The sequence below is a fragment of the Rhodococcus sp. AW25M09 genome, from assembly GCF_000333955.1.
Classification (GTDB): Bacteria; Actinomycetota; Actinomycetes; order Mycobacteriales; family Mycobacteriaceae; genus Rhodococcoides.
Genome location: NZ_CAPS01000081.1, coordinates 105,881 through 126,128, shown reverse-complemented (window position 1 = coordinate 126,128; position 20,248 = coordinate 105,881). Strand labels below are relative to the sequence as shown.

Sequence of the window (20,248 nt, the reverse complement as noted above, 5' to 3'; positions counted from 1 at the left end):
TCCGGCATCCGGGGGTGAGTTAGCGGTGAACGCCAGGCGTCGGTACGGTCGCTAACGCCGCCGACGAACGAAATGGATCGCCCCAGCCGACTGCCGAGGGCCGGAGCTGCGATACATGGCGGCGGAACAACCATGGTCGGCGTGCCGAAATCGTCCGATACGCCGGATCGCCCCGAACGAGAAGACGGAGGAACCGACAGTGGCCCTTCCCCAGTTGACCCCCGAGCAGCGTGCCGCTGCCCTCGAGAAGGCAGCTATCGCCCGCAAGGCTCGCGCCGAGCTCAAAGAGCGTCTCAAGCGTGGTGGGACCGACCTCAAGCAGGTGCTCACCGACGCGGAGACGGACGAGATTCTCGGGAAGATGAAGGTGTCCGCTCTGCTCGAGGCGCTACCGAAGGTGGGCAAGGTCAAAGCCGCTGAATTGATGACGGAGTTGGAGATCGCACCCACCCGTCGACTCCGCGGTCTCGGCGATCGGCAGCGCAAGGCGCTGCTGACGAAGTTCGATTTCGAGGCCTGACGGCAGTGAGCACTGACGCTGCGGCCGCAGCGGTCCCATCGAAGGAACGGGGTCGATTGGTGGTGCTGTCCGGCCCCTCCGGCGTCGGCAAATCCAGTGTGGTTCGGCTCGTCCGCGCGGCGTTGCCCGAGCTCGTCTTCAGCGTGTCGGTGACAACACGATCCCCTCGACCGGGTGAGACCGACGGCCAGGACTATCACTTCGTGTCGGCGGACGAGTTCGATCGGATGATCGCCGACGGTGAGTTGCTCGAGTGGGCGAGCATCCACGGTGGGCTGCAGCGTTCCGGGACTCCGGCTGCACCTGTGGATGCCGCTCTCGAGGCGGGAAGCCCCGTGTTGCTCGAGCTCGATCTGGCGGGTGCCCGCGCGGTGCGCGTATCCAAGCCGGAGGCCCTGTTGGTGTTCATGGCTCCGCCCACGTGGGAAGACCTGGTCTCTCGGTTGGTCGGACGTGCGACGGAGGAAAGCGCGGCAACCGAACGGCGACTGGAGACCGCGCGGGTGGAATTGGCCGCGCAGGACGAGTTCGACACGGTGGTTGTCAATACCGATGTCGACCATTCGTGCGAACAGTTGGTATCCTTGTTGGTCGGTAGGTCGTCGGTCGGAAACAGCTGACCATTCACACGGCGCACGAGGCCTCGACCAGCTAGTTCGTAGTATCAACGATGCAATTTCAGGAGATCATCAGTGAGCAGCACTTCAGCGGCCGTTTCCGACTTCGACGGACGCAGCGCTCTGCCGGCCTACGACACGCCGCTCGGCATCACCAATCCGCCCATCGACGAGTTGCTCGCCCGCACGTCGTCCAAGTACGCCTTGGTGATCTACGCGGCCAAGCGTGCGCGCCAGATCAACGACTACTACAACCAGCTCGGTGACGGCATCCTCGAGTACGTGGGACCGCTGGTCGAGCCGGGTCTGCAGGAGAAGCCGCTGTCGATCGCACTCCGAGAGATCCACGCGGATCTTCTCGAGCACACCGAAGGCGAATAAGAACCCCACAGAGGACACCTGACTTGCACGTCGTCGTCGGAGTCGGCGGAGGTATCGCCGCCTACAAGAGTTGTTCACTCATCCGTAGCTTCACCGAGAGCGGGCACAAGGTACGAGTGGTTCCGACCTCGTCGGCCCTCGAATTCGTCGGACGTGCCACGTTCGAGGCACTGTCCGGTCACCCGGTCAACACCGGCGTCTTCGCGGACGTGCCGGAGGTCCCGCACGTCCGCCTGGGTCAAGAGGCCGACCTCGTAGTGGTGGCTCCGGCCACCGCGGATCTGATGGCTCGGATAGCGGGCGGGCGGGCCGACGATCTGTTGACCGCCACTCTGCTGACCGCGCGGTGCCCGGTGGTTCTGGCACCGGCAATGCATACCGAGATGTGGGAGCACCCGGCCACGGTCGCCAATGTCGCCACGCTTCGCTCGCGCGGAACGCACGTGATCGAACCGGCATCCGGTCGTCTGACCGGGCAAGATACCGGCGCAGGTCGGTTGCCGGAGCCGGACGAGATCTTCGCACTGTCGATGCTGTTGAGCGAACGAGCGGATGCGCTTCCGCGAGACCTCGAAGGTCGACATGTGCTCGTGTCCGCCGGCGGGACTCGCGAGCCACTCGACCCGGTGCGGTTCCTCGGCAATCGCAGTTCCGGCAAACAGGGGTACGCGCTGGCGCGAGTAGCTGCTCAGCGTGGCGCTCAGGTGACCTTGATCGCCGGCTACACCAGCGACCTCGACGCCCCGGCCGCGGTCGACGTCGTCCACGTCAAGACCGCATCGGACATGCAGGACGCGGTTCGTAAGTACTCGGTCGGCGTCGATGCGGTGGTGATGGCGGCCGCCGTCGCAGACTTCCGCCCCGAGTCCATCGCGGGCAGCAAGATCAAGAAGGGGTCCGACGAACCGTCGTCGATTCCGTTGATCCGCAACGACGACATTCTTGCGGGCTTGGTCGCGGCCCGACGCGACGGCGAACTTCCATCGTCGACGGTCATCGTTGGATTCGCCGCCGAAACCGGTGATGCGAACGGAGACGTGTTGACTTACGCGCGGACCAAGCTCGAGCGCAAAGGCTGCGACCTGCTCGTGGTCAATGCAGTGGGGGACGGCAAGGCGTTCGAGGTCGACCACAACGATGGATGGTTGCTCCGATCCGACGGTTCCGAGTCCGCCCTGGGAGAGGGCTCGAAAGCTCTCCTTGCGAGCCGCGTGCTCGATTCGGTGGTGACTATGCTCGATGCCCGTGCGCCCCGACCTACCTCCAACCCGCGATGATGCCGAGGGTGCACAGGCGATGTCGCCCGTAGAGGTTTGCCGGATTCCGTCCGGGGCGATAACACCGAGGGAACGTCAATTTCAGTAGAGTGCTCGGCCGACGCATCGCGTCGGGTCGGCAGCAACATGCGTCGAGAGGAAGTCCGTGAGCACGTCCGGTAGTCGGCTTTTCACCAGTGAGTCCGTTACAGAGGGTCATCCCGACAAGATCTGTGATGCCATCAGCGATTCGATTCTCGACGCTCTGCTGACGGAGGATCCGCGAGCCCGGGTCGCCGTCGAGACGTTGGTCACCACTGGTCAGGTGCACGTCGCGGGTGAGGTCAACACCACCGCATATGCGGATATCCCGAAGATCGTGCGCGAGAAGGTGCTCGAGATCGGGTACGACTCGTCTGCCAAGGGATTCGACGGAAACTCCTGCGGCGTCAACGTTGCCATCGGAGCGCAGTCTCCCGAAATCGCTCAGGGCGTGGATCATTCGCACGAGTCTCGGGTCGAAGGACTGTCGGACGACGAGATCGACCGTCAGGGCGCGGGGGACCAGGGGTTGATGTTCGGTTACGCCAACACCGACACCCCCGAGCTGATGCCGTTGCCGATCGCGTTGGCGCACCGTCTCGCTCGACGGCTGACCGAGGTTCGCAAGAGCGGCGTGCTGCCGTACCTGCGCCCGGACGGCAAGACTCAGGTCACGATCGAATACGACGGCGACAATGCGGTACGTCTCGATACCGTGGTGATCTCCAGCCAGCATGCGGCCGACATCGACCTCGACAACCTGCTCACTCCGGATGTTCGGGAGAAGGTGCTCGGGTCGGTTCTCGCCGAGTTGAACGTGCCGACCCTGGACACCTCGAACGTGCGGTTGCTGGTCAACCCCACCGGAAAGTTCGTACTCGGCGGCCCGATGGGTGATGCCGGGCTGACCGGTCGCAAGATCATCGTCGACACCTACGGCGGCATGGCACGGCATGGCGGTGGAGCGTTCTCCGGTAAGGATCCGTCCAAGGTCGATCGCAGTGCGGCCTACGCGATGCGATGGGTTGCCAAGAACGCCGTCGCAGCGGGACTGGCCGATCGGATCGAGGTCCAGGTGGCGTACGCAATCGGTAAGGCGGCACCGGTCGGGCTGTTCGTCGAGACCTTCGGCACCGAGAAGACCGATCCTGTTCGTATCCGCGCTGCGATCAGCGAGGTGTTCGACCTGCGGCCCGGCGCCATCATTCGCGATCTGGATCTGCTGCGGCCGATCTACGCCCCGACGGCTGCGTACGGTCACTTCGGTCGTACCGACATCGATCTGCCGTGGGAGTCCACCGATCGCGCCGACAAGCTCCGGGATGCTGCCGGTCTGTAAGCACATCGAAGACGGTCCTGCGCGTACCCTGCTCGCACCGGCTCGGTGCTTCCGCTTCGAGAGTGGTCAGGACAAGTCGAGAAGGAGGTGCGGTGGCGGTCGCAGCACGGGTGGCGGCGTCGGATCTACCGATCGCGCGCATTCTCCCGATGTTGCCGCTGCCGCATCTCGACCGCGAGTTCGACTACCTCGTTTCCGAGGAACTCAGCGGTGATGCACAGCCGGGCGTTCGTGTTCGAGTGCGATTCGCAGGTCGCCTGGTAGACGGTTTCCTGTTGGCCAGGCTGGCCGAAAGTGAGCATTCCGGCAAGCTCGGATGGCTCGATCGGGTGGTGTCGGCGGAGCAGGTTCTGACTCCGGAAATCGCCGAGCTCGCCGCGGCGGTCGCCGATCGCTACGCAGGTACGCGAGCGGACGTTCTGCGTCTGGCAATTCCGGCCCGCCATGCGCGGGTCGAAGCAGAAGTCCCACCCGCCGTCGAATCCTCGGACGATCCTGCTGTCGACCGAGCAGCGTGGTCGGCATACACCCACGGTTCGAATTTTCTGGACGCCTTGGCGTCGGGGCGATTCCCGCGTGCGGTGTGGCAGGCGCTACCCGGTGAGCAGTGGCCGATTCGGTTGGCGGAGGCGGTGGCCGTGACTGTGGCCGGCGGTCGGTCCGCAGTGGTTGTCGTACCCGATCAGCGTGATCTGGATCGCCTCGAGACGGCGTGCACGGCTTTGCTCGGCGGCGACCGCGTCGTGGCATTGTCCGCCGGTTTGGGTCCGGCGAAGCGGTACCGGCAATGGTTGCGGTGCTTGCGATCCGGACCGATCGTCGTGGTGGGTACGCGCAGTGCGGTCTTCGCTCCGGTGTCCACGCTCGGCATGATTGCGATCTGGGACGACGGCGACGACAGCTTCGCCGAGCCCCGATCGCCGTATCCGCATGCACGTGAGGTGGCGTTGCTTCGCGCTCACGTGTCCGGGGCTGCGATCGTGATCGGGGGACACTCGCGCACGGCGGAGGCGGAAGCGCTCGTCGATTCCGGGTGGGCACACGATCTGGTCGCTTCGCGTGAAATGATCCGCGCGCGTCAACCCCACGTGGTGGCGCTGGCCGACTCCGATCATGCCCTCGCGCGGGATCCCGCTGCTCGTGTCGCACGGTTGCCGGCAATCGCCTTCGAGGCCGCTCGCGCCGCCCTCAAAGCGGATACCCCTGTCCTGGTGCAGGTTCCGCGTTCCGGGTACGTCCCATCTCTGGCGTGCGCCAAGTGTCGCAATTCGGCGCGGTGTCGCCGGTGCAACGGTCCGTTGGCGTTGCCCTCCGCTGCGGACGGCGACGGTGCGGGCAGTCCGACATGCTCGTGGTGTGGCATCGCGGACGCTGCACATCGCTGCACGGTCTGCGGGTCGCGCAATCTCCGTGCCGTCGTGATCGGAGCGGGACGAACGGCCGAGGAACTCGGACGGGCGTTTCCAGCCGTGCCGGTGCACAACTCGGGCGGTGCGGCTGTGCTCGACGCCGTTCGACCTGGTGCGGCGCTGGTGGTGTCCACCGTGGGTGCCGAGCCGACGGTCGAGGGTGGCTACGGGGCGGCTCTGCTCCTCGACGGGTGGGCCCTGCTCGGTCGAGCGGACCTACGCGCCGCCGAGGAGACTCTGCGGCGGTGGATGACGGCCGCAGCCATGGTGAGACCGGGATCGGCAGGTGGCCGGGTGGTGGTCGTGGCCGAGTCCGAAATTCCCACAGTGCAGGCTCTGGTTCGCTGGGATCCGTTGTGGCATGCCCGAAGTCAGTTGGACGAGCGTGTCGAGGTGCGCTTTCCGCCGGCCGTGCACGTCGCGGCGATCGACGGCACCACCGACGCGATCACTGCACTGGTGGACAGCGCCGACCTCCCCGAGTCGGTGGAGATCCTCGGACCCGTCGACTTGCCGGACGGACAGCGGGCTCCGGCCGGTAGCGGAGAGGACGCACTCTCCGGCGAAGTGCAGAGACTGCTGATCCGCGTGCCGCGCAGCACCGGAGCGGCGCTCGCACGGGCACTGGCCACCGCACAGGCATCTCGGAGCGCCAAGAAGCTCGGCGCGGGAGTGCGGGTGCAGATCGATCCGATTCGGATCGGCTGACCCTGCCGTCGGTGTCGTTTCGGCCGATGGCGGCGTCGAGAATGTGACCGATCTGGACTCCATGTCCGGTCGGGCACCGGTCCGTAGGTGCGTCCCACCACGTCGATTCCTACGACACCCATGAGGGCGTGGTGCAGCGGCAGTCGAGTTCGTTCGACAGTGCCGGGGTGCGTGATAGTCAGGATAAAGGAGGTTACCTCTGGACCTTGCGGAACTCATATCGCCGATATATCGTCGACCTGTCAATCGATACGAAGGAGAACGACAGTGAATTACGCATTCGAGGGATTTGCACATGAATTCGGACGCAGGCGCGGACCCCGAACAGGGCCGTTCGCAGGCGGTGAGGGCGGTCGCGCACACATGCGCAGCGCGCCGTTTCAGATGTGGGTCGCGCACAACGACGATGAGCCCCCGCAGGATGGCGACGATCGGCGTGAGCGCGGCCGCGGTAGGAGAGGGCACGGTGAACGGGGCAGACGAAGTTCGGGAGCTCCGTCGGGGCGAGGTCGGGAGGGTATGCGAACCGGCGGTTTCGGAGCGGCTGGTTTCGGCGCAGGTGGCTTCGGGCCGAATGCAGATTTCGGTCGCGGCCGGGGACGGGGCGGACGAGGACGACGCGGTGACGTACGCGCCGCAATTCTTCTTCTGCTCGAGGACCGTCCGATGCACGGATACGAACTGATCCAGCAGATCGCCGAGAAGAGCAACGGCACTTGGAAGCCGAGCCCGGGTTCGATCTATCCGGCTCTGTCCCAGCTGGAGGACGAGGGTCTGGTGCTGATCGACAAGGTAGCCGGTCGCAAGACCGCGAAGCTGACCGAAGAGGGTCGCACCTACGTCGACGACCATCGCGCCGACCTGGGCAGTCCGTGGGACGACGTCGCCGACTCCGTCGGCGTGGACGCCCGGGACCTGCGTGCCCTCATCGGCCAGTTGATGGGGGCAGCCGGGCAGGTGGCAGGAGTCGGCACGATGCGACAGGTCGAGCAAGCCGCCGAGATCCTGACCGAAGCACGTCGGTCGCTGTACCGCATCCTCGCCGAGGACGAACCGAACGATCAGAGACCCGACGGCACGGCTCCCGCTCCCGACTCGATGTGACGGGCAGGTGCGGAATCGTCCATGGCACTCGCGACTCCCTAGGATGAACAACCGACATGGATTCGTTCGTCCCAGGGAGTTGCAAGAGTGCGCGTTGTCTTTGCCGGAACGCCGGAACCCGCGGTGCCGTCCCTGCGACGGCTGTTGGAGTCCGAACGCCACGAGGTGATCGGGGTGCTGACCCGCCCCGACGCCGCAGCCGGCCGCGGGCGAAAGACCGCTCGATCACCGGTCGGGCAACTTGCCGACGAGCACGGCATTGCGGTGTTCACTCCGCAGAAGCCCTCGGATCCGGATTTTCTCGCACAGCTCACCGACCTGGTACCCGATGTGTGTCCGGTGGTCGCATACGGCGCACTGCTGCCCCAGCCGGTACTCGACATTCCGCGCTTCGGGTGGATCAATCTGCACTTCTCGCTGCTGCCCGCGTGGCGTGGCGCGGCGCCGGTGCAGGCCGCCATCGCAGCAGGGGATGAGATCACAGGTGCCTCCACGTTCTTGCTCGACGCTGGAATGGACACCGGTCCGGTACTCGGTGTGGCCACCGAGAGAATCCGCGACACCGACACCACCGGTGATCTACTCGGCAGACTGGCATCGAGCGGAGCTGATCTGCTCTCGGCCACCCTCGACGCAATCGAGGACGGCACCGCGGCTGCGCGGCCGCAACCCGATGACGGTGTCTCGTACGCAGGCAAAGTGACGGTCGATGCCGCACGTATCGACTGGACCCGCTCCGCGGCATTCGTCGATCGACACATCAGGTCGGTCTCGCCCGCTCCCGGAGCCTGGACGACAATCGGGGAACTCCGCGTCAAGGTCTCCCCGGTACAGCTCTCGCAGGACACGCTGGCCCCGGGCGAGATAGCGATTCGCAAATCCGGCGTGCACATCGGAACAGGCACAACAGCAGTCGTTCTCGGCGATATTCAACCGCAGGGCAAGAAGCTGATGAAGGCACTCGACTGGGCGCGCGGCGCTCGGCTGGACGATACGGCGGTAGCGCGATGACAGAACCGGACAGGCCGCGTAAGCGCGAGTCGAGTCGACCCCGCAAGGTCGTCAAGAAATCTCCCGGGGCCAGGGGCCCGAAGGGAAACCGGCCTCCACAGGGCGCGGATCCACGTGCCGTCGACGCGATCGATCCGGCGCGACGGGCGGCAAGAGACGTATTGAAGGCGGTTCGCGAGCGGGATGCATATGCCAATCTCGTGCTGCCAGGTTTGCTGCGAGAGCGCAAGTTGGACTCTCGCGATGCCGCGCTGGCAACCGAACTCGCCTATGGTGCGTCCCGAGCTCGCGGGGTGCTCGACGCGGTCATAGCCCATGCGGCCGGCCGGCCGGCCGGTGAGATCGATGGTCCGCTGCTCGACATTCTGCGGCTCGGTTCCTATCAGCTCCTGCGGACGCGGGTGGCACCGCACGCCGCCGTCGCCACCTCGGTGGACCTCGCCCGGTCCGAATTCGGCACCGGCAAGGCAGGTTTCGTCAACGCGGTACTGCGACGCGTCTCCGAACGCACAGCCGCACAGTGGGTGGACGAGCTCGCTCCCGCCGCGGACGTCGATCCGGTCGGCCATCTCGCGTTCGAGTACGCGCACCCCAAGTGGATCGCCCAGGCTTTCGCCGATGCGCTCGGCGCAGACGCCGGTGAACTCGCCTCCGTACTCGAGGCCGACGATGCACGCCCTTCGGTCCACCTGGTCGCTCGGCCCGGGGAGATTTCCGCCGAGGAGTTGGCGCTGATCACCGGGGGAGAAGAAGGACTGTATTCTCCGTATGCCGTACATCTCGACGGCGGTGATCCGGGAAAGCTCGACGCCGTCCGTGACGGACTTGCCGGAGTTCAGGACGAGGGCAGTCAGCTGGTCGGCCGGGCGCTCACCCTCGCACCACTCGTCGGCGAGGACGGTGGCCGCTGGCTCGATCTCTGTGCCGGACCAGGCGGAAAAGCTGCTTTGCTCGGTGCAATCGCCGGTATCGACGGTGCGAGAGTCGATGCCGTCGAGCCGACACCGCATCGCGCCGACCTGGTGTCGAAGACGACGAAAGACCTCCCGGTGACGGTGCACACCGTGGACGGTCGGACATCCGGACTCGACAGCGGATACGACCGAGTGCTCGTCGACGCTCCGTGCACCGGACTCGGGGCTCTGCGCCGCCGGCCCGAGGCTCGGTGGCGTCGACAACCGTCCGACGTGGCGGCCCTGGTGACACTGCAGAAAGAACTGTTGGCAGCCGCAATCGATCTGGTGAGACCCGGTGGGGTGGTGCTGTATTCGACATGCTCGCCGCACCTGTCGGAAACCACCGCCGTCGTCGCCGACGCGGTTCGTCGCTACGGCGTCGAGCAGCTCGATACTCGTGAACTGGTGCCGGGAGTCCCACAGTTGGGCGACGGGACTTCCGTACAACTGTGGCCGCACCGGCATGGCACCGACGCGATGTTCATGGCGGCGCTGCGTAAGCCGATGTGACCAGCACGAGCATGTGACCAGCACGAGTATGTGATCAGCACGACGGCGTGATCAGCTGCCGGCGAGAAAAGTCTCGGCGACGTCTTTCGGCGCGTAGACGAGCCAACCGTCGATCAGAAGTTCCCGCAGTTCGTCGTCCTCTGCTCTGTCGAGGTCTACCAGTACGGCAGCGAACCCGTCGAAGTGCGAGATGGTGAAGCAGGCCCGAGGGTGCGCAGCGAGGATGGCCTCCTTCTCGTGCAGATCAGTGGTCCGCACGGCGAGGACTGGCCCCTCGGGCGGAGTGTTGTCACCGAACCGCTTCAGGTCGGCTTTGCTGAACGGGCGAATCCACGCGAACACGTTCTTGCCCACCGCCCATGCCGGATTCCCGTACCGGACGCTTTCGGTGACTTCCGGCAGTCCGGCGATCGTCGCCGTCGCGGAGTCGATGGTGGCCATGGGCGAACGATACCGGCTCGACTAGGCTCGTCAATCGTGGTTTCCCCGATGATTGCTCCCTCCATTCTGTCCGCTGATTTCGCTCGGCTCGCCGCCGAAGCCGAGGCCGTCTCCGGCGCTGATTGGCTGCATGTCGACGTCATGGACGCGCACTTCGTTCCCAACCTCACCCTCGGCCTGCCGATCGTGGAAAGCCTGTTGAAAGCGACGAGCATCCCCCTCGACTGCCACCTGATGATCGAGGATCCGGCGCGTTGGGCCCCGCCGTATGCCGAGGCGGGCGCATACAACGTCACTTTCCACGCCGAGGCGAGCGACGATCCCTCCGCGGTGGCACGCGACATTCGGGCCGCAGGTGCGAAAGCGGGCTTGTCCGTCAAGCCCGGCACACCCATAGAGCCGTACCTGGAGATTCTGCGGGACTTCGACACGCTGCTGGTGATGAGCGTGGAGCCAGGGTTCGGCGGACAGTCGTTCATGCCCGAAGTTCTCTCGAAAGCGAAAGCTGTTCGCGCATTGGTCGATTCCGGTGACCTACGGTTGGTGGTCGAGATCGACGGCGGCATCAACTCCGACACGATCGAGCAGGCTGCAGAGGCCGGAATCGACTGCTTCGTCGCAGGTTCGGCCGTCTACAACACCGCCGACCCTGCTGCTTCCGTGCGCAATCTGCGTGCCCGAGCTGCGCGCGCGTCCCACCACCTGTCGTAATGAGCAACACGAGCGCGGCGGTATGAACGACGAGAGCGCAGCGGTATGAACGACGAGAGCGCAGCGGTGTCCGTCGTAGACGCCATGGCCCTCGCCATCGAGGCATCCGAGACCGCCCGCGGCGTCAGCAGTCCCAATCCCGCCGTCGGCGCTGTCGTTCTCGACGCACGCGGTGCAGTAGTCGGAATCGGTGCGACACGTCCGCCGGGCGGTCCGCACGCCGAGGTGGTGGCGCTGGCCGAGGCCGGGGATCGAGCCCGGGGCGGTACCGCGGTGGTGACGCTCGAGCCCTGCAACCACACCGGCCGGACCGGACCGTGCTCGCAGGCCCTGATCGACGCAGGAATCGTCGCGGTCGTGCATGCCGTCGCCGACCCGAATCCACTCGCATCCGGCGGTGCCGACACCCTGCGTGCTGCAGGCATCCGCGTCGAACAGGGGACAGGCGAGCACGAGGTGCGCAACGGGCCGCTGCGAGCCTGGTTGCACAAGCAGCGAACCGGTAGGCCACACGTGACGCTGAAATACGCCGCGACCCTCGACGGACGCAGCGCTGCAGCAGACGGAACCAGCCAGTGGATCACGGGACCGCAGGCGCGGGCGCATGTCCACACCGAGCGGGCCAAGCTCGACGCGATCATCGTGGGAACCGGAACCGTGCTCGCCGACGACCCACGGCTGACCGCACGGCACCCCGACGGCACCCTTGCGCCTCATCAGCCCGTGCGGGTCGTCGTGGGATCCAGGCCGACACCGGCGACGGCTGCGATTCGCGGGTCCGAGGCCGCCACGGTGTTCCTCGACACACACGAGCCGGCGGAGGTGATCGATGCGCTGCGCGAACACACCGACATCCAAATCGAAGGCGGTCCGACCCTGGCCGGTGCGTTTCTCGCCGCCGGTCTCGTGGATCGAGTGGTGGCCTACATCGCGCCTGCCGTGTTGGGCGCCGGACCCGCAGCGGTGGAGAATGCTGGCATCGGAACAATTGCCGACGCAATTCGGTTCCGCACGGAGACAGTCACCATGATCGGCAACGACATATATCTCGGTGTCGTGCCCGAAGGAGCGAAGTAGATGTTCACCGGAATTGTCGAAGAGCTCGGCGAGATCGTTGCCAAGAACGAAATGTCCGACGCGGCTCGCTTCACCGTCCGCGGCCCACTGGTGACCTCCGACGCCGGACACGGTGACTCCATCGCAGTCAACGGAGTCTGCCTCACCGTCGTCGAGGTGCTGCCCGACGGTGGCTTCACCGCCGACGTCATGCAGGAAACTCTCGACCGATCGAGTCTCGGAGCGCTGAACGTGGGCAGTCGGGTCAACCTCGAACGCGCAGCGGCGCTGGGGAGCCGACTCGGCGGGCATCTCGTACAGGGCCACGTCGACGGCACCGGATCCATCATCGGTCGTTCCCCGTCCGAGAACTGGACTGTCGTACGCATCGGCCTGCCCAACTCGGTCGCTCGCTATGTGGTGGAGAAGGGCTCGATCACGGTCGACGGCGTCTCGCTCACCGTGTCCGGATTGGGCGTCGAAGACGGATCGCACTGGTTCGAGATTTCGCTGATCCCCACCACCCTCGATCTGACCACCCTCGGGAAGGCCGAGGTCGGATCCCCGGTCAACCTCGAAGTCGACGTCATCGCCAAGTACGTGGAGCGGCTGCAGACCATCGACGCAGATTAAGTACTGTTGAGATGCACGCACCATAGCGATGCATCGAAGAATTCCAGGGCGCTGAGCCAGGCCCGAGACGTATGGAGCGCATTTTCGTGACCAGGTTCGACAGTATCGAGCGCGCAGTTGCGGACATCGCTGCGGGCAAAGCAGTGGTGGTCGTCGACGACGAGGACCGCGAGAACGAAGGCGACCTGATCTTCGCCGCCGAGAAGGCCACCCCGGAACTGGTCGCCTTCATGGTTCGCTACACCTCGGGCTACCTCTGCGTTCCGTTGTCCGGTGAGGACTGCGACCGACTGGGCCTGCCGCCGATGTTCGCCACCAACCAGGACAAGCACGGAACCGCATACACCGTCACCGTCGACGCCCGTGAGGGCATCGGCACCGGAATCTCGGCTTCCGATCGAGCGGCCACCATGCGGCTGCTCGCCGACCCCGACACCGGAGCCAGCGACTTCACCCGCCCCGGCCACGTCGTACCGCTGCGCGCCAAGGAAGGCGGAGTTCTGCGTCGCCCCGGCCACACGGAGGCGGCCGTCGACCTCGCCCGCATGGCCGACCTGCGCCCCGCCGGCGTCATCTGCGAAATCGTCAGCCAGAAGGACGAGGGCGCGATGGCCCAAACCGACGAACTGCGTGTGTTCGCCGACGAACACGATCTCGCGCTGATCTCCATAGCCGACCTCATCGCGTGGCGTCGCAAGCACGAGAAGCATGTCGTTCGAGTCGCCGACGCCCGGATCCCCACCGACCACGGCACGTTCCGCGCTGTCGGGTATCAGAGCATCTACGACGAGGTCGAACACGTTGCGCTGGTGCGCGGCGACATCGCCGGACCCGACGGCGACGGCAACGACGTCCTCGTTCGAGTGCACTCCGAATGCCTCACCGGCGATGTCTTCGGATCGCTGCGCTGCGACTGCGGACCACAATTGGATGCCGCTCTGGAAATGGTCGCCGCCGAGGACCGCGGCATCGTGCTGTACATGCGCGGACACGAGGGCCGCGGAATCGGTCTGCTGCACAAGCTGCAGGCGTACCAACTCCAGGACGCAGGCTCCGACACCGTCGATGCAAACCTCCAACTCGGCCTGCCCGCCGATTCCCGCGACTACGGAATCGGCGCACAAATCCTCGTCGACCTCGGCGTCTCTTCCATGCGGCTGCTGACCAACAACCCCGCCAAACGAGTAGGACTCGACGGCTACGGACTGCACGTCACCGAGCGTGTGCCGATGCCGTTGCGCGCCAACGCCGAAAACCTCACCTACCTGCGCACGAAACGCGACCGGATGGGCCACGATCTCACCGGCTTGGACGAGTACGAAAACGACCACCCCGCAGGCTCCACTCCCGATACGAACGGTCATTCCGCAGGCTCCACTCCTGATACGAACGGTCATTCCGCAGGCTCCACTCCTGATACGAACGGTCATTCCGCAGGCTCCACTCCTGATACGAACGGCGTCAACCCATGAGCGGCGAAGGAGAACCCACGCTCCAGCTGGCAGGCGCGAGTGATCTCAAGCTTGCGATCGTTGCCGGTCAGTGGCATCGGCAGATCTCTCAGGCCCTGCTCGACGGTGCGCTTCGCAAAGCCGAGTCTGCGGGAGTGCAGGACGTCACGGTCATCCGAGTCGCCGGTGCCATCGAGCTGCCCGTCGTCGCGCAGGCGCTCGCCCGCAACCATGATGCCGTCGTCGCGCTCGGCGTCGTCATCCGCGGTGGCACACCGCATTTCGAGTACGTGTGTGACGCTGTGACTGCCGGCTTGACGAGAGTGTCGCTGGACGAGGGCACGCCGGTCACCAACGGGGTGCTCACCACCAACGATGAGCAGCAGGCCCTCGATCGTGCCGGCCTGCCCGATTCGTTCGAGGACAAAGGCGCCCAGGCCACTGCCGCCGCGATCGACACCGCCCTGACACTCAAGCATCTTCGTCAGCCCTGGACGAGCCAGGAGTTCACGTGAGCGATAGCGAGCCGGCAGGCTGGGACATGCAGGTGAAGTCGCGTAAGTCGGCGCGGTTCGCCATCGCGGCCGCGGTGCTGCTCGTCGTGGCCCATTCGACCGTCGCCATTCTGCTCCGAGTCTCGCCGACGGGGGTGTATTTCCGTACCGCCGATCAGCTCGCGATGGCAGGGATCGGAATCCTGCTGGCCTGCCTGGCCCTTCTACTGACTCGGCCCCGTCTGCGGGTCGGTCCCGCGGGCGTCGCGGTGCGAAACGTTTTCTCGGAGCGGTTGATCGAGTGGGACCTCGTACGCGGACTGTCTTTCCCGGAAGGGGCGATGTGGGCCCGAGTGGACATTCCCGATGACGAGTTCATCAACGTGATGGCCATCCAGTCCAACGATCGCGAACATGCTGTCGCCGCGGTTCGCACGTTCCGCACCCTCGAGCGCAAGTACGCGCCCGCCCAGGTGGATCAGGACTGACGTCCTCGGGTACACACGGCAGCTGAGCTGCTGATGCGGAGAACGTCGGACCCTACGGCTAACGTGGAAGCCGTGTCCGACCCCGCTACCTACCGCCCGGCCACCGGAACCATCCCGGTGGAGCCGGGGGTGTACAAATTCCGTGATCAACACGGTCGCGTCGTCTACGTAGGAAAAGCGAAAAGCCTGCGCAGCCGGCTCAATTCCTACTTCGCCGACATCGCCTCGCTGCACCCTCGCACGCGCCAGATGGTCACGACGGCAGCATCTGTGGAATGGACCGTGGTCACCACGGAGGTCGAGGCGCTGCAGCTCGAATACAACTGGATCAAAGAATTCGATCCTCGGTTCAACGTTCGGTATCGCGACGACAAGAGCTATCCGATGCTCGCGGTGACGATGAACGAGGAATTCCCTCGATTGTTCGTCTACCGCGGCCCCCGCCGCAAGGGCGTGCGCTACTTCGGTCCCTACGCACACGCTTGGGCCATTCGCGAGACCCTGGACCTGTTGCTGCGGGTGTTTCCCGCGCGAACCTGTTCGACCGGAGTGTTGAAGCGGCACAACCAGATCGGTAGACCCTGCCTACTGGGATACATCGACAAGTGTTCGGCTCCATGCGTGGGTCGGGTCAGCGCCGACGAGCACCGCCGCACCGTCGAGGACTTCTGCGATTTCCTGGCGGGCAAGACCGACAAGCTCGTTCGGCAGCTGGAGAAGAAGATGCAGGTGGCGTCCGAGGATCTGGACTTCGAGACCGCCGCACGACTACGTGATGACGTCGGTGCGTTGCGGCGAGCGTTGGAGAAGCAGGCGGTGGTGCTCGGTGACGGCACCGATGCCGATCTCGTAGCGTTCGCCACCGACGCCCTCGAAGCCGCCGTCCAGGTGTTCCACGTCCGGGGTGGCCGAGTGCGTGGCCAACGCGGCTGGGTGGTGGAGAAGGCGGGCGAGGTGATCAAGCGGCAGGACGAGGCCGACCTACCGGCCCTCGTCGAGCAGTTTCTCACTCAGTTCTACGGCGAGCAGGCCTCGCTGTCTGCACAGGCACCGGGCGGTGACGACGGTGGTTCCAATGCCGTACCACGAGAAGTACTGGTGCCGGTCCTGCCGGACAATGCCGACGAGGTGCAAATCTGGCTCAGTGAACTCCGGGGGTCGAACGTGACCTTGCGTGTTCCCCAGCGCGGCGACAAGAAGGCGCTGGCCGAGACCGTCGAGCGCAATGCCAAAGAGGCCCTGCAGCAGCACAAGCTGAAACGGGCGGGCGATTTCACCTCGAGATCTGCCGCGCTCCAAGGTATTCAGGAAGCTCTCGATCTGGATTCGGCACCGTTGCGCATCGAGTGCATCGACATCTCCCACGTGCAGGGGACCGACGTGGTGGCGTCGCTGGTCGTCTTCGAGGACGGATTGCCTCGCAAGAGCGACTACCGCCACTATGCGATCAAGGAGGCCGCCGGTGACGGCCATTCGGACGACGTCGCGAGCATCGCCGAGGTGACTCGCCGTCGATTCCTACGACATTCGGCCGATGGGTCGGCGGGAGGAAGCGGAGGCGATCTGGCTCCCGAAGCGTCGCTCGATCCGCAGACCGGACGGCCGCGGAAATTCGCGTATCCGCCGAACCTGTTCGTCGTGGACGGAGGAGCCCCTCAGGTGGCCGCAGCGGCCGCAGTTCTCGACGAACTGGGAGTTACCGACGTGGCGGTGGTGGGTCTGGCGAAACGACTCGAAGAGGTGTGGGTGCCCGGCGAGGAGGATCCGGTCATTCTGCCGCGCACGAGTGAGTCGCTCTACCTGCTGCAGCGAGTCCGCGACGAGGCGCACCGATTCGCGATCACGTTTCATCGCAGCAAGCGGTCGCGTCGGATGACGGCCTCGGCACTCGATTCGGTCCGCGGGCTCGGTGAATCCCGTCGAACGGCACTCGTCGCGCACTTCGGTTCGGTCGCCAACCTCAAACGTGCGACGGTCGCGGAGATCGTCGAGGTACCGGGAATCGGCGAGACAACCGCGAAGTCGGTGCTGGCCGCGCTGGGTTCCGACACGGACGACGCCGATGTAGGCGATGATGGCAGCGCAACTGCAACGACATCGGGCGAGAACACGACGGAACGTGCGATAACACCGAGCGTGGAATCGGCGGGACAGGCTTCCTAGTGAGCAAACACCAGAACCAGAGACAGCCACCGTCCGAAGATCTTCCCGAACCGACCGGGGAGGGCGAATCGCGGAACGACGACATAGAGGTGGCACTGGTCACCGGAGTCTCCGGTGCCGGGTTGCGCACCGCGGCCAAGATTCTCGAGGACCTCGGCTGGTATGTCGCGGACAACCTGCCGCCCGAGCTCATCTCCAAAATGGTCGATCTCGGTCTCGAGTCCAAGCCCCGTATCGAGCGACTCGCCCTGGTCATGGATGTGCGAAGCCGGCTGTTCACAGGCGATCTGGGTTGGGTGGTCAAGGAGCTCGATTCCAAGGGCGTGCGCAACCGAGTGCTGTTTCTGGATGCTTCCGATGCGGTACTCATCCGTAGATTCGAGTCGAACCGGCGTAGCCATCCGTTGCAGAACGACGGTCAGGACGCAACGCTGACCGAGGGCATCACTGCCGAACGGTTGCGGCTCGCTGCGGTCGAGGCCGTGGCCGATCTGACAGTGGACACGACGTCCCTGTCGGTGCATCAGTTGCGTCGGAAGATCGAGACGGTGTTCGGTGACGCGGACACCACCGGTGTGGGTGTCACCGTGCAGTCGTTCGGCTTCAAGTACGGCCTGCCGATGGACGCCGACCTGGTCTGCGACGTCCGCTTTCTGCCCAATCCGCACTGGGTGCCCGAGCTCCGCGAGCACACCGGACAGGACGCGGACGTCCGCGATTACGTCCTGGGGCAGGACGGGGCCCGCGACTATCTGCAGACATACACGCACCTGCTGAATCTGACGATCGAGGGATACGTGCGGGAAGGCAAGAGGTACATGACGGTAGCCGTGGGCTGCACCGGAGGGAAGCATCGAAGTGTGGCGATGACCGAGGCGTTGGCCGCGATTCTCGGCGAGCAAGGTGATGTGTCGGTCCGCGTGTTGCACCGCGATCTGGGTCGCGAATGAGCGAGCTCGGCACCGAACATTCGGGATCGGGCCCGAAGATCGTCGCCCTCGGAGGTGGTCACGGGCTGTACGCCACCCTGTCGGCGGCGAGGCTTCTCGGTCACGATGTCACCGCTGTCGTCACGGTCGCCGACGACGGCGGATCCTCGGGGCGTCTACGGGCCGAGCTCGGGGTGATTCCGCCCGGGGACCTCAGAATGGCACTGGCCGCACTGGCCCGGTCCGACGAGCGAACGCAGCTGTGGACCGATGTTCTGCAACACCGTTTCGGCGGTACCGGTGCGTTGGCCGGGCATTCGGTGGGCAACCTCATTCTCGCGGGACTGACCGAGGTAGTGGGCGACCCGATCGCGGCACTCGACGAAATGTCGCGGATGCTCGGTATCGACGGACGAGTTCTCCCGATGTCGCCGATCGCGCTCGACATCGAAGCGGACGTCTCCGGTCTCGAGGACGACCCCCGCGTCAGCCGCGTCATTCGCGGTCAGGTGGCGGTGGCGACGACTCCCGGCAAGGTACGACGCGTGCGCTTGCTGCCACCCGACCCTCCTGCGTGCGCGGATGCTCTGGCGGCAATCCACGAGGCGGACCTCGTGGTGCTCGGACCGGGCTCGTGGTTCTCGAGTGTCATTCCTCACGTCCTCGTGCCGGAGCAGCGCGCTGCGCTGGCCCGCACGTCCGCGCTGAAAGTTCTCGTGTTGAACCTGGCACCCGAACTGGGGGAGACCACCGGATTCTCCGCGGAGCGCCATGTCCACGTACTCTCCCAACACGCACCTGATTTGGGAATCGACTACGTGTTGGTCGATTCCGCCTCGGTACCGGAAGGCAGCAACCGCGAACACCTAGCGCGGGCGGCGGCTCGGTTCGGTGCCGAGGTCGTCTATGTCGACGTTGCCGAAAACGGCACTCACGCACATCATTACGGCAAGCTTGCTGCGGCTCTCGGCTCCATCGTGTCGCCCACCGGCGACACCGAATCGACTGCCGCACGCAGAGAGGGGATCACTTCGTGGCCATGACAGCGGAGGTCAAGGACGAGCTGAGCAGGCTCACCGTCAGTCAGGTCAGTTGTCGCAAGGCCGAGGTTTCCGCGCTCCTGCGATTTGCCGGGGGACTCCACATCGTGGCCGGCCGGGTCGTGGTCGAGGCCGAGGTCGATCTCGGGTCCATCGCGAGGCGATTGCGTCGTGAGATCTTCGAGCTGTACGGGTATTCCTCGGATGTGCACATGCTCGGTGCGGGTGGTCTGCGTAAAACCTCCCGCTACGTGGTCCGCGTGGCCAAGGACGGGGAGGCCTTGGCACGCCAGACCGGCCTGTTGGACTTGCGTGGACGCCCCGTTCGTGGCTTGCCCGCGCAGGTCGTCGGCGGCACGGTGGGGGACTCCGAGGCCGCATGGAGGGGCGCCTTCCTGGCGCACGGCTCGCTCACCGAGCCGGGCAGATCCTCGGCGCTCGAGATCAGCTGCCCGGGACCGGAAGCTGCGCTCGCACTCGTCGGAGCTGCCCGCAGACTCGGCGTGGCCGCGAAAGCTCGTGAGGTCCGCGGAACCGATCGAGTGGTCGTTCGCGACGGCGAAGCGATCGGCGCGTTGCTCACCCGCATGGGAGCACAGGACACCCGGCTCGTCTGGGAAGAACGACGGATGCGGCGAGAGGTACGAGCCACGGCAAACCGACTCGCCAATTTCGACGATGCAAATTTGCGTCGATCTGCTCGGGCCGCCGTCGCAGCCGCAGCGCGGGTCGAGCGGGCCCTGCACATCCTCGGTGACGACGTGCCGGATCATCTGGCCGCCGCGGGCTCGCTCCGAGTGCAGCACCGGCAGGCTTCGCTGGAGGAACTCGGCCAGTTGGCCGATCCGCCGATGACCAAAGACGCTGTGGCGGGCCGGATTCGACGACTGCTGTCGATGGCCGATCGTAAAGCGAAAGAAACCGGAATTCCGGATACCGAGTCGGCGGTCACTGCGGAGCTGCTCGACGAAGCGTGATCGGCCCCGATC

General features: G+C 65.5%; 20 protein-coding genes. 19 read left to right on the top strand and 1 reads right to left on the bottom strand.

Annotation, left to right across the window (positions count from 1 at the left end; translation table 11 throughout):
* The first annotated feature begins 199 nt into the window (after window positions 1–199).
* From mihF to RHODMAR_RS16530, 9 genes are all read left to right on the top strand, one after another.
* Window positions 200–520: an integration host factor, actinobacterial type gene (gene mihF / locus RHODMAR_RS16575; protein ID WP_008716579.1), complete on the top strand. Its 321-nt coding sequence runs from the start codon at window positions 200–202 to the stop codon at window positions 518–520.
* 5 nt (window positions 521–525) lie between these two features.
* Window positions 526–1,140 carry a guanylate kinase gene (gene gmk, locus RHODMAR_RS16570; RefSeq protein WP_042939569.1) on the top strand — a complete coding sequence of 205 codons (615 nt, stop codon included), beginning with the start codon at window positions 526–528 and terminating at the stop codon, window positions 1,138–1,140.
* A gap of 72 nt (window positions 1,141–1,212) precedes the next feature.
* On the top strand, window positions 1,213–1,518 hold the full coding sequence (rpoZ, locus tag RHODMAR_RS16565) for a DNA-directed RNA polymerase subunit omega (RefSeq protein ID WP_008716576.1): 306 nt from the start codon (window positions 1,213–1,215) through the stop codon (window positions 1,516–1,518).
* Window positions 1,519–1,541: 23 nt separating this feature from the next.
* Complete coding sequence (gene coaBC / locus RHODMAR_RS16560; RefSeq protein WP_008716574.1) at window positions 1,542–2,795, top strand: bifunctional phosphopantothenoylcysteine decarboxylase/phosphopantothenate--cysteine ligase CoaBC; 1,254 nt, start codon at window positions 1,542–1,544, stop codon at window positions 2,793–2,795.
* A 145-nt stretch (window positions 2,796–2,940) separates the two neighbouring features.
* Complete coding sequence (gene metK / locus RHODMAR_RS16555; protein ID WP_008716572.1) at window positions 2,941–4,155, top strand: methionine adenosyltransferase; 1,215 nt, start codon at window positions 2,941–2,943, stop codon at window positions 4,153–4,155.
* A gap of 149 nt (window positions 4,156–4,304) precedes the next feature.
* Complete coding sequence (locus RHODMAR_RS16550; RefSeq protein ID WP_198289466.1) at window positions 4,305–6,272, top strand: primosomal protein N'; 1,968 nt, start codon at window positions 4,305–4,307, stop codon at window positions 6,270–6,272.
* A 384-nt stretch (window positions 6,273–6,656) separates the two neighbouring features.
* Window positions 6,657–7,376: a PadR family transcriptional regulator gene (locus RHODMAR_RS27600; RefSeq protein ID WP_157226127.1), complete on the top strand. Its 720-nt coding sequence runs from the start codon at window positions 6,657–6,659 to the stop codon at window positions 7,374–7,376.
* An 87-nt stretch (window positions 7,377–7,463) separates the two neighbouring features.
* Complete coding sequence (fmt, locus tag RHODMAR_RS16535; RefSeq protein WP_008716564.1) at window positions 7,464–8,387, top strand: methionyl-tRNA formyltransferase; 924 nt, start codon at window positions 7,464–7,466, stop codon at window positions 8,385–8,387.
* Window positions 8,384–9,853, top strand: a complete 1,470-nt coding sequence (locus tag RHODMAR_RS16530; protein ID WP_008716562.1) for an RsmB/NOP family class I SAM-dependent RNA methyltransferase — start codon at window positions 8,384–8,386, stop codon at window positions 9,851–9,853. Before fmt ends, RHODMAR_RS16530 begins: the two co-directional genes overlap by 4 nt.
* A 51-nt stretch (window positions 9,854–9,904) precedes the next feature.
* On the opposite strand, the gene RHODMAR_RS16525 is transcribed toward RHODMAR_RS16530, so the two are convergent.
* Window positions 9,905–10,294 (bottom strand): MmcQ/YjbR family DNA-binding protein, encoded by a 390-nt coding sequence (locus tag RHODMAR_RS16525; RefSeq protein ID WP_008716560.1) that lies wholly within the window; start codon window positions 10,292–10,294, stop codon window positions 9,905–9,907.
* Between the two features lie 36 nt (window positions 10,295–10,330).
* On the opposite strand from RHODMAR_RS16525, the gene rpe reads away from it, so the two are divergent.
* The 10 genes from rpe to whiA all read left to right on the top strand — a co-directional run bounded on the left by rpe (window position 10,331) and on the right by whiA (window position 20,236).
* Window positions 10,331–11,005: a ribulose-phosphate 3-epimerase gene (gene rpe / locus RHODMAR_RS16520; RefSeq protein ID WP_042939565.1), complete on the top strand. Its 675-nt coding sequence runs from the start codon at window positions 10,331–10,333 to the stop codon at window positions 11,003–11,005.
* Window positions 11,006–11,050: 45 nt separating this feature from the next.
* Window positions 11,051–12,082 (top strand): bifunctional diaminohydroxyphosphoribosylaminopyrimidine deaminase/5-amino-6-(5-phosphoribosylamino)uracil reductase RibD, encoded by a 1,032-nt coding sequence (gene ribD / locus RHODMAR_RS16515; protein WP_008716556.1) that lies wholly within the window; start codon window positions 11,051–11,053, stop codon window positions 12,080–12,082.
* Complete coding sequence (locus RHODMAR_RS16510; protein ID WP_008716554.1) at window positions 12,083–12,694, top strand: riboflavin synthase; 612 nt, start codon at window positions 12,083–12,085, stop codon at window positions 12,692–12,694.
* 86 nt (window positions 12,695–12,780) lie between these two features.
* Complete coding sequence (locus RHODMAR_RS16505) at window positions 12,781–14,166, top strand: bifunctional 3,4-dihydroxy-2-butanone-4-phosphate synthase/GTP cyclohydrolase II (protein ID WP_442970057.1); 1,386 nt, start codon at window positions 12,781–12,783, stop codon at window positions 14,164–14,166.
* Window positions 14,163–14,660: a 6,7-dimethyl-8-ribityllumazine synthase gene (ribH, locus tag RHODMAR_RS16500; RefSeq protein ID WP_008716549.1), complete on the top strand. Its 498-nt coding sequence runs from the start codon at window positions 14,163–14,165 to the stop codon at window positions 14,658–14,660. Before RHODMAR_RS16505 ends, ribH begins: the two co-directional genes overlap by 4 nt.
* A 26-nt stretch (window positions 14,661–14,686) precedes the next feature.
* Window positions 14,687–15,127 carry a PH domain-containing protein gene (locus RHODMAR_RS16495; protein WP_042939597.1) on the top strand — a complete coding sequence of 147 codons (441 nt, stop codon included), beginning with the start codon at window positions 14,687–14,689 and terminating at the stop codon, window positions 15,125–15,127.
* 72 nt (window positions 15,128–15,199) lie between these two features.
* Window positions 15,200–17,290: an excinuclease ABC subunit UvrC gene (gene uvrC / locus RHODMAR_RS16490; protein ID WP_042939596.1), complete on the top strand. Its 2,091-nt coding sequence runs from the start codon at window positions 15,200–15,202 to the stop codon at window positions 17,288–17,290.
* 83 nt (window positions 17,291–17,373) lie between these two features.
* The gene (gene rapZ, locus RHODMAR_RS16485; RefSeq protein WP_042939594.1) at window positions 17,374–18,240 is read left to right on the top strand and encodes an RNase adapter RapZ; all 867 of its coding nucleotides are present in this window, start codon (window positions 17,374–17,376) and stop codon (window positions 18,238–18,240) included.
* Window positions 18,237–19,262: a gluconeogenesis factor YvcK family protein gene (locus RHODMAR_RS16480; RefSeq protein WP_008716542.1), complete on the top strand. Its 1,026-nt coding sequence runs from the start codon at window positions 18,237–18,239 to the stop codon at window positions 19,260–19,262. The genes rapZ and RHODMAR_RS16480 overlap by 4 nt, the downstream gene beginning before the upstream one ends.
* A complete protein-coding gene (gene whiA / locus RHODMAR_RS16475) occupies window positions 19,253–20,236 on the top strand; it encodes a DNA-binding protein WhiA (RefSeq protein WP_008716540.1) in 984 nt (327 codons plus the stop codon). Before RHODMAR_RS16480 ends, whiA begins: the two co-directional genes overlap by 10 nt.
* The last annotated feature ends 12 nt before the right edge of the window (window positions 20,237–20,248 follow it).

Bases quoted from the DNA above. Each gene is read 5' to 3' on its own strand.
- RHODMAR_RS16550 (WP_198289466.1), top strand. From the start codon at position 4,305: ATGTTGCCGCTGCCGCATCTCGACCGCGAGTTCGACTACCTCGTTTCC.
- RHODMAR_RS27600 (WP_157226127.1), top strand. From the start codon at position 6,657: ATGTGGGTCGCGCACAACGACGATGAGCCCCCGCAGGATGGCGACGAT.
- RHODMAR_RS16530 (WP_008716562.1), top strand. From the start codon at position 8,384: ATGACAGAACCGGACAGGCCGCGTAAGCGCGAGTCGAGTCGACCCCGC.
- RHODMAR_RS16525 (WP_008716560.1), bottom strand. From the start codon at position 10,294: ATGGCCACCATCGACTCCGCGACGGCGACGATCGCCGGACTGCCGGAA.
- ribD (WP_008716556.1), top strand. From the start codon at position 11,051: ATGAACGACGAGAGCGCAGCGGTGTCCGTCGTAGACGCCATGGCCCTC.
- RHODMAR_RS16510 (WP_008716554.1), top strand. From the start codon at position 12,083: ATGTTCACCGGAATTGTCGAAGAGCTCGGCGAGATCGTTGCCAAGAAC.
- ribH (WP_008716549.1), top strand. From the start codon at position 14,163: ATGAGCGGCGAAGGAGAACCCACGCTCCAGCTGGCAGGCGCGAGTGAT.
- RHODMAR_RS16495 (WP_042939597.1), top strand. From the start codon at position 14,687: ATGCAGGTGAAGTCGCGTAAGTCGGCGCGGTTCGCCATCGCGGCCGCG.
- RHODMAR_RS16480 (WP_008716542.1), top strand. From the start codon at position 18,237: ATGAGCGAGCTCGGCACCGAACATTCGGGATCGGGCCCGAAGATCGTC.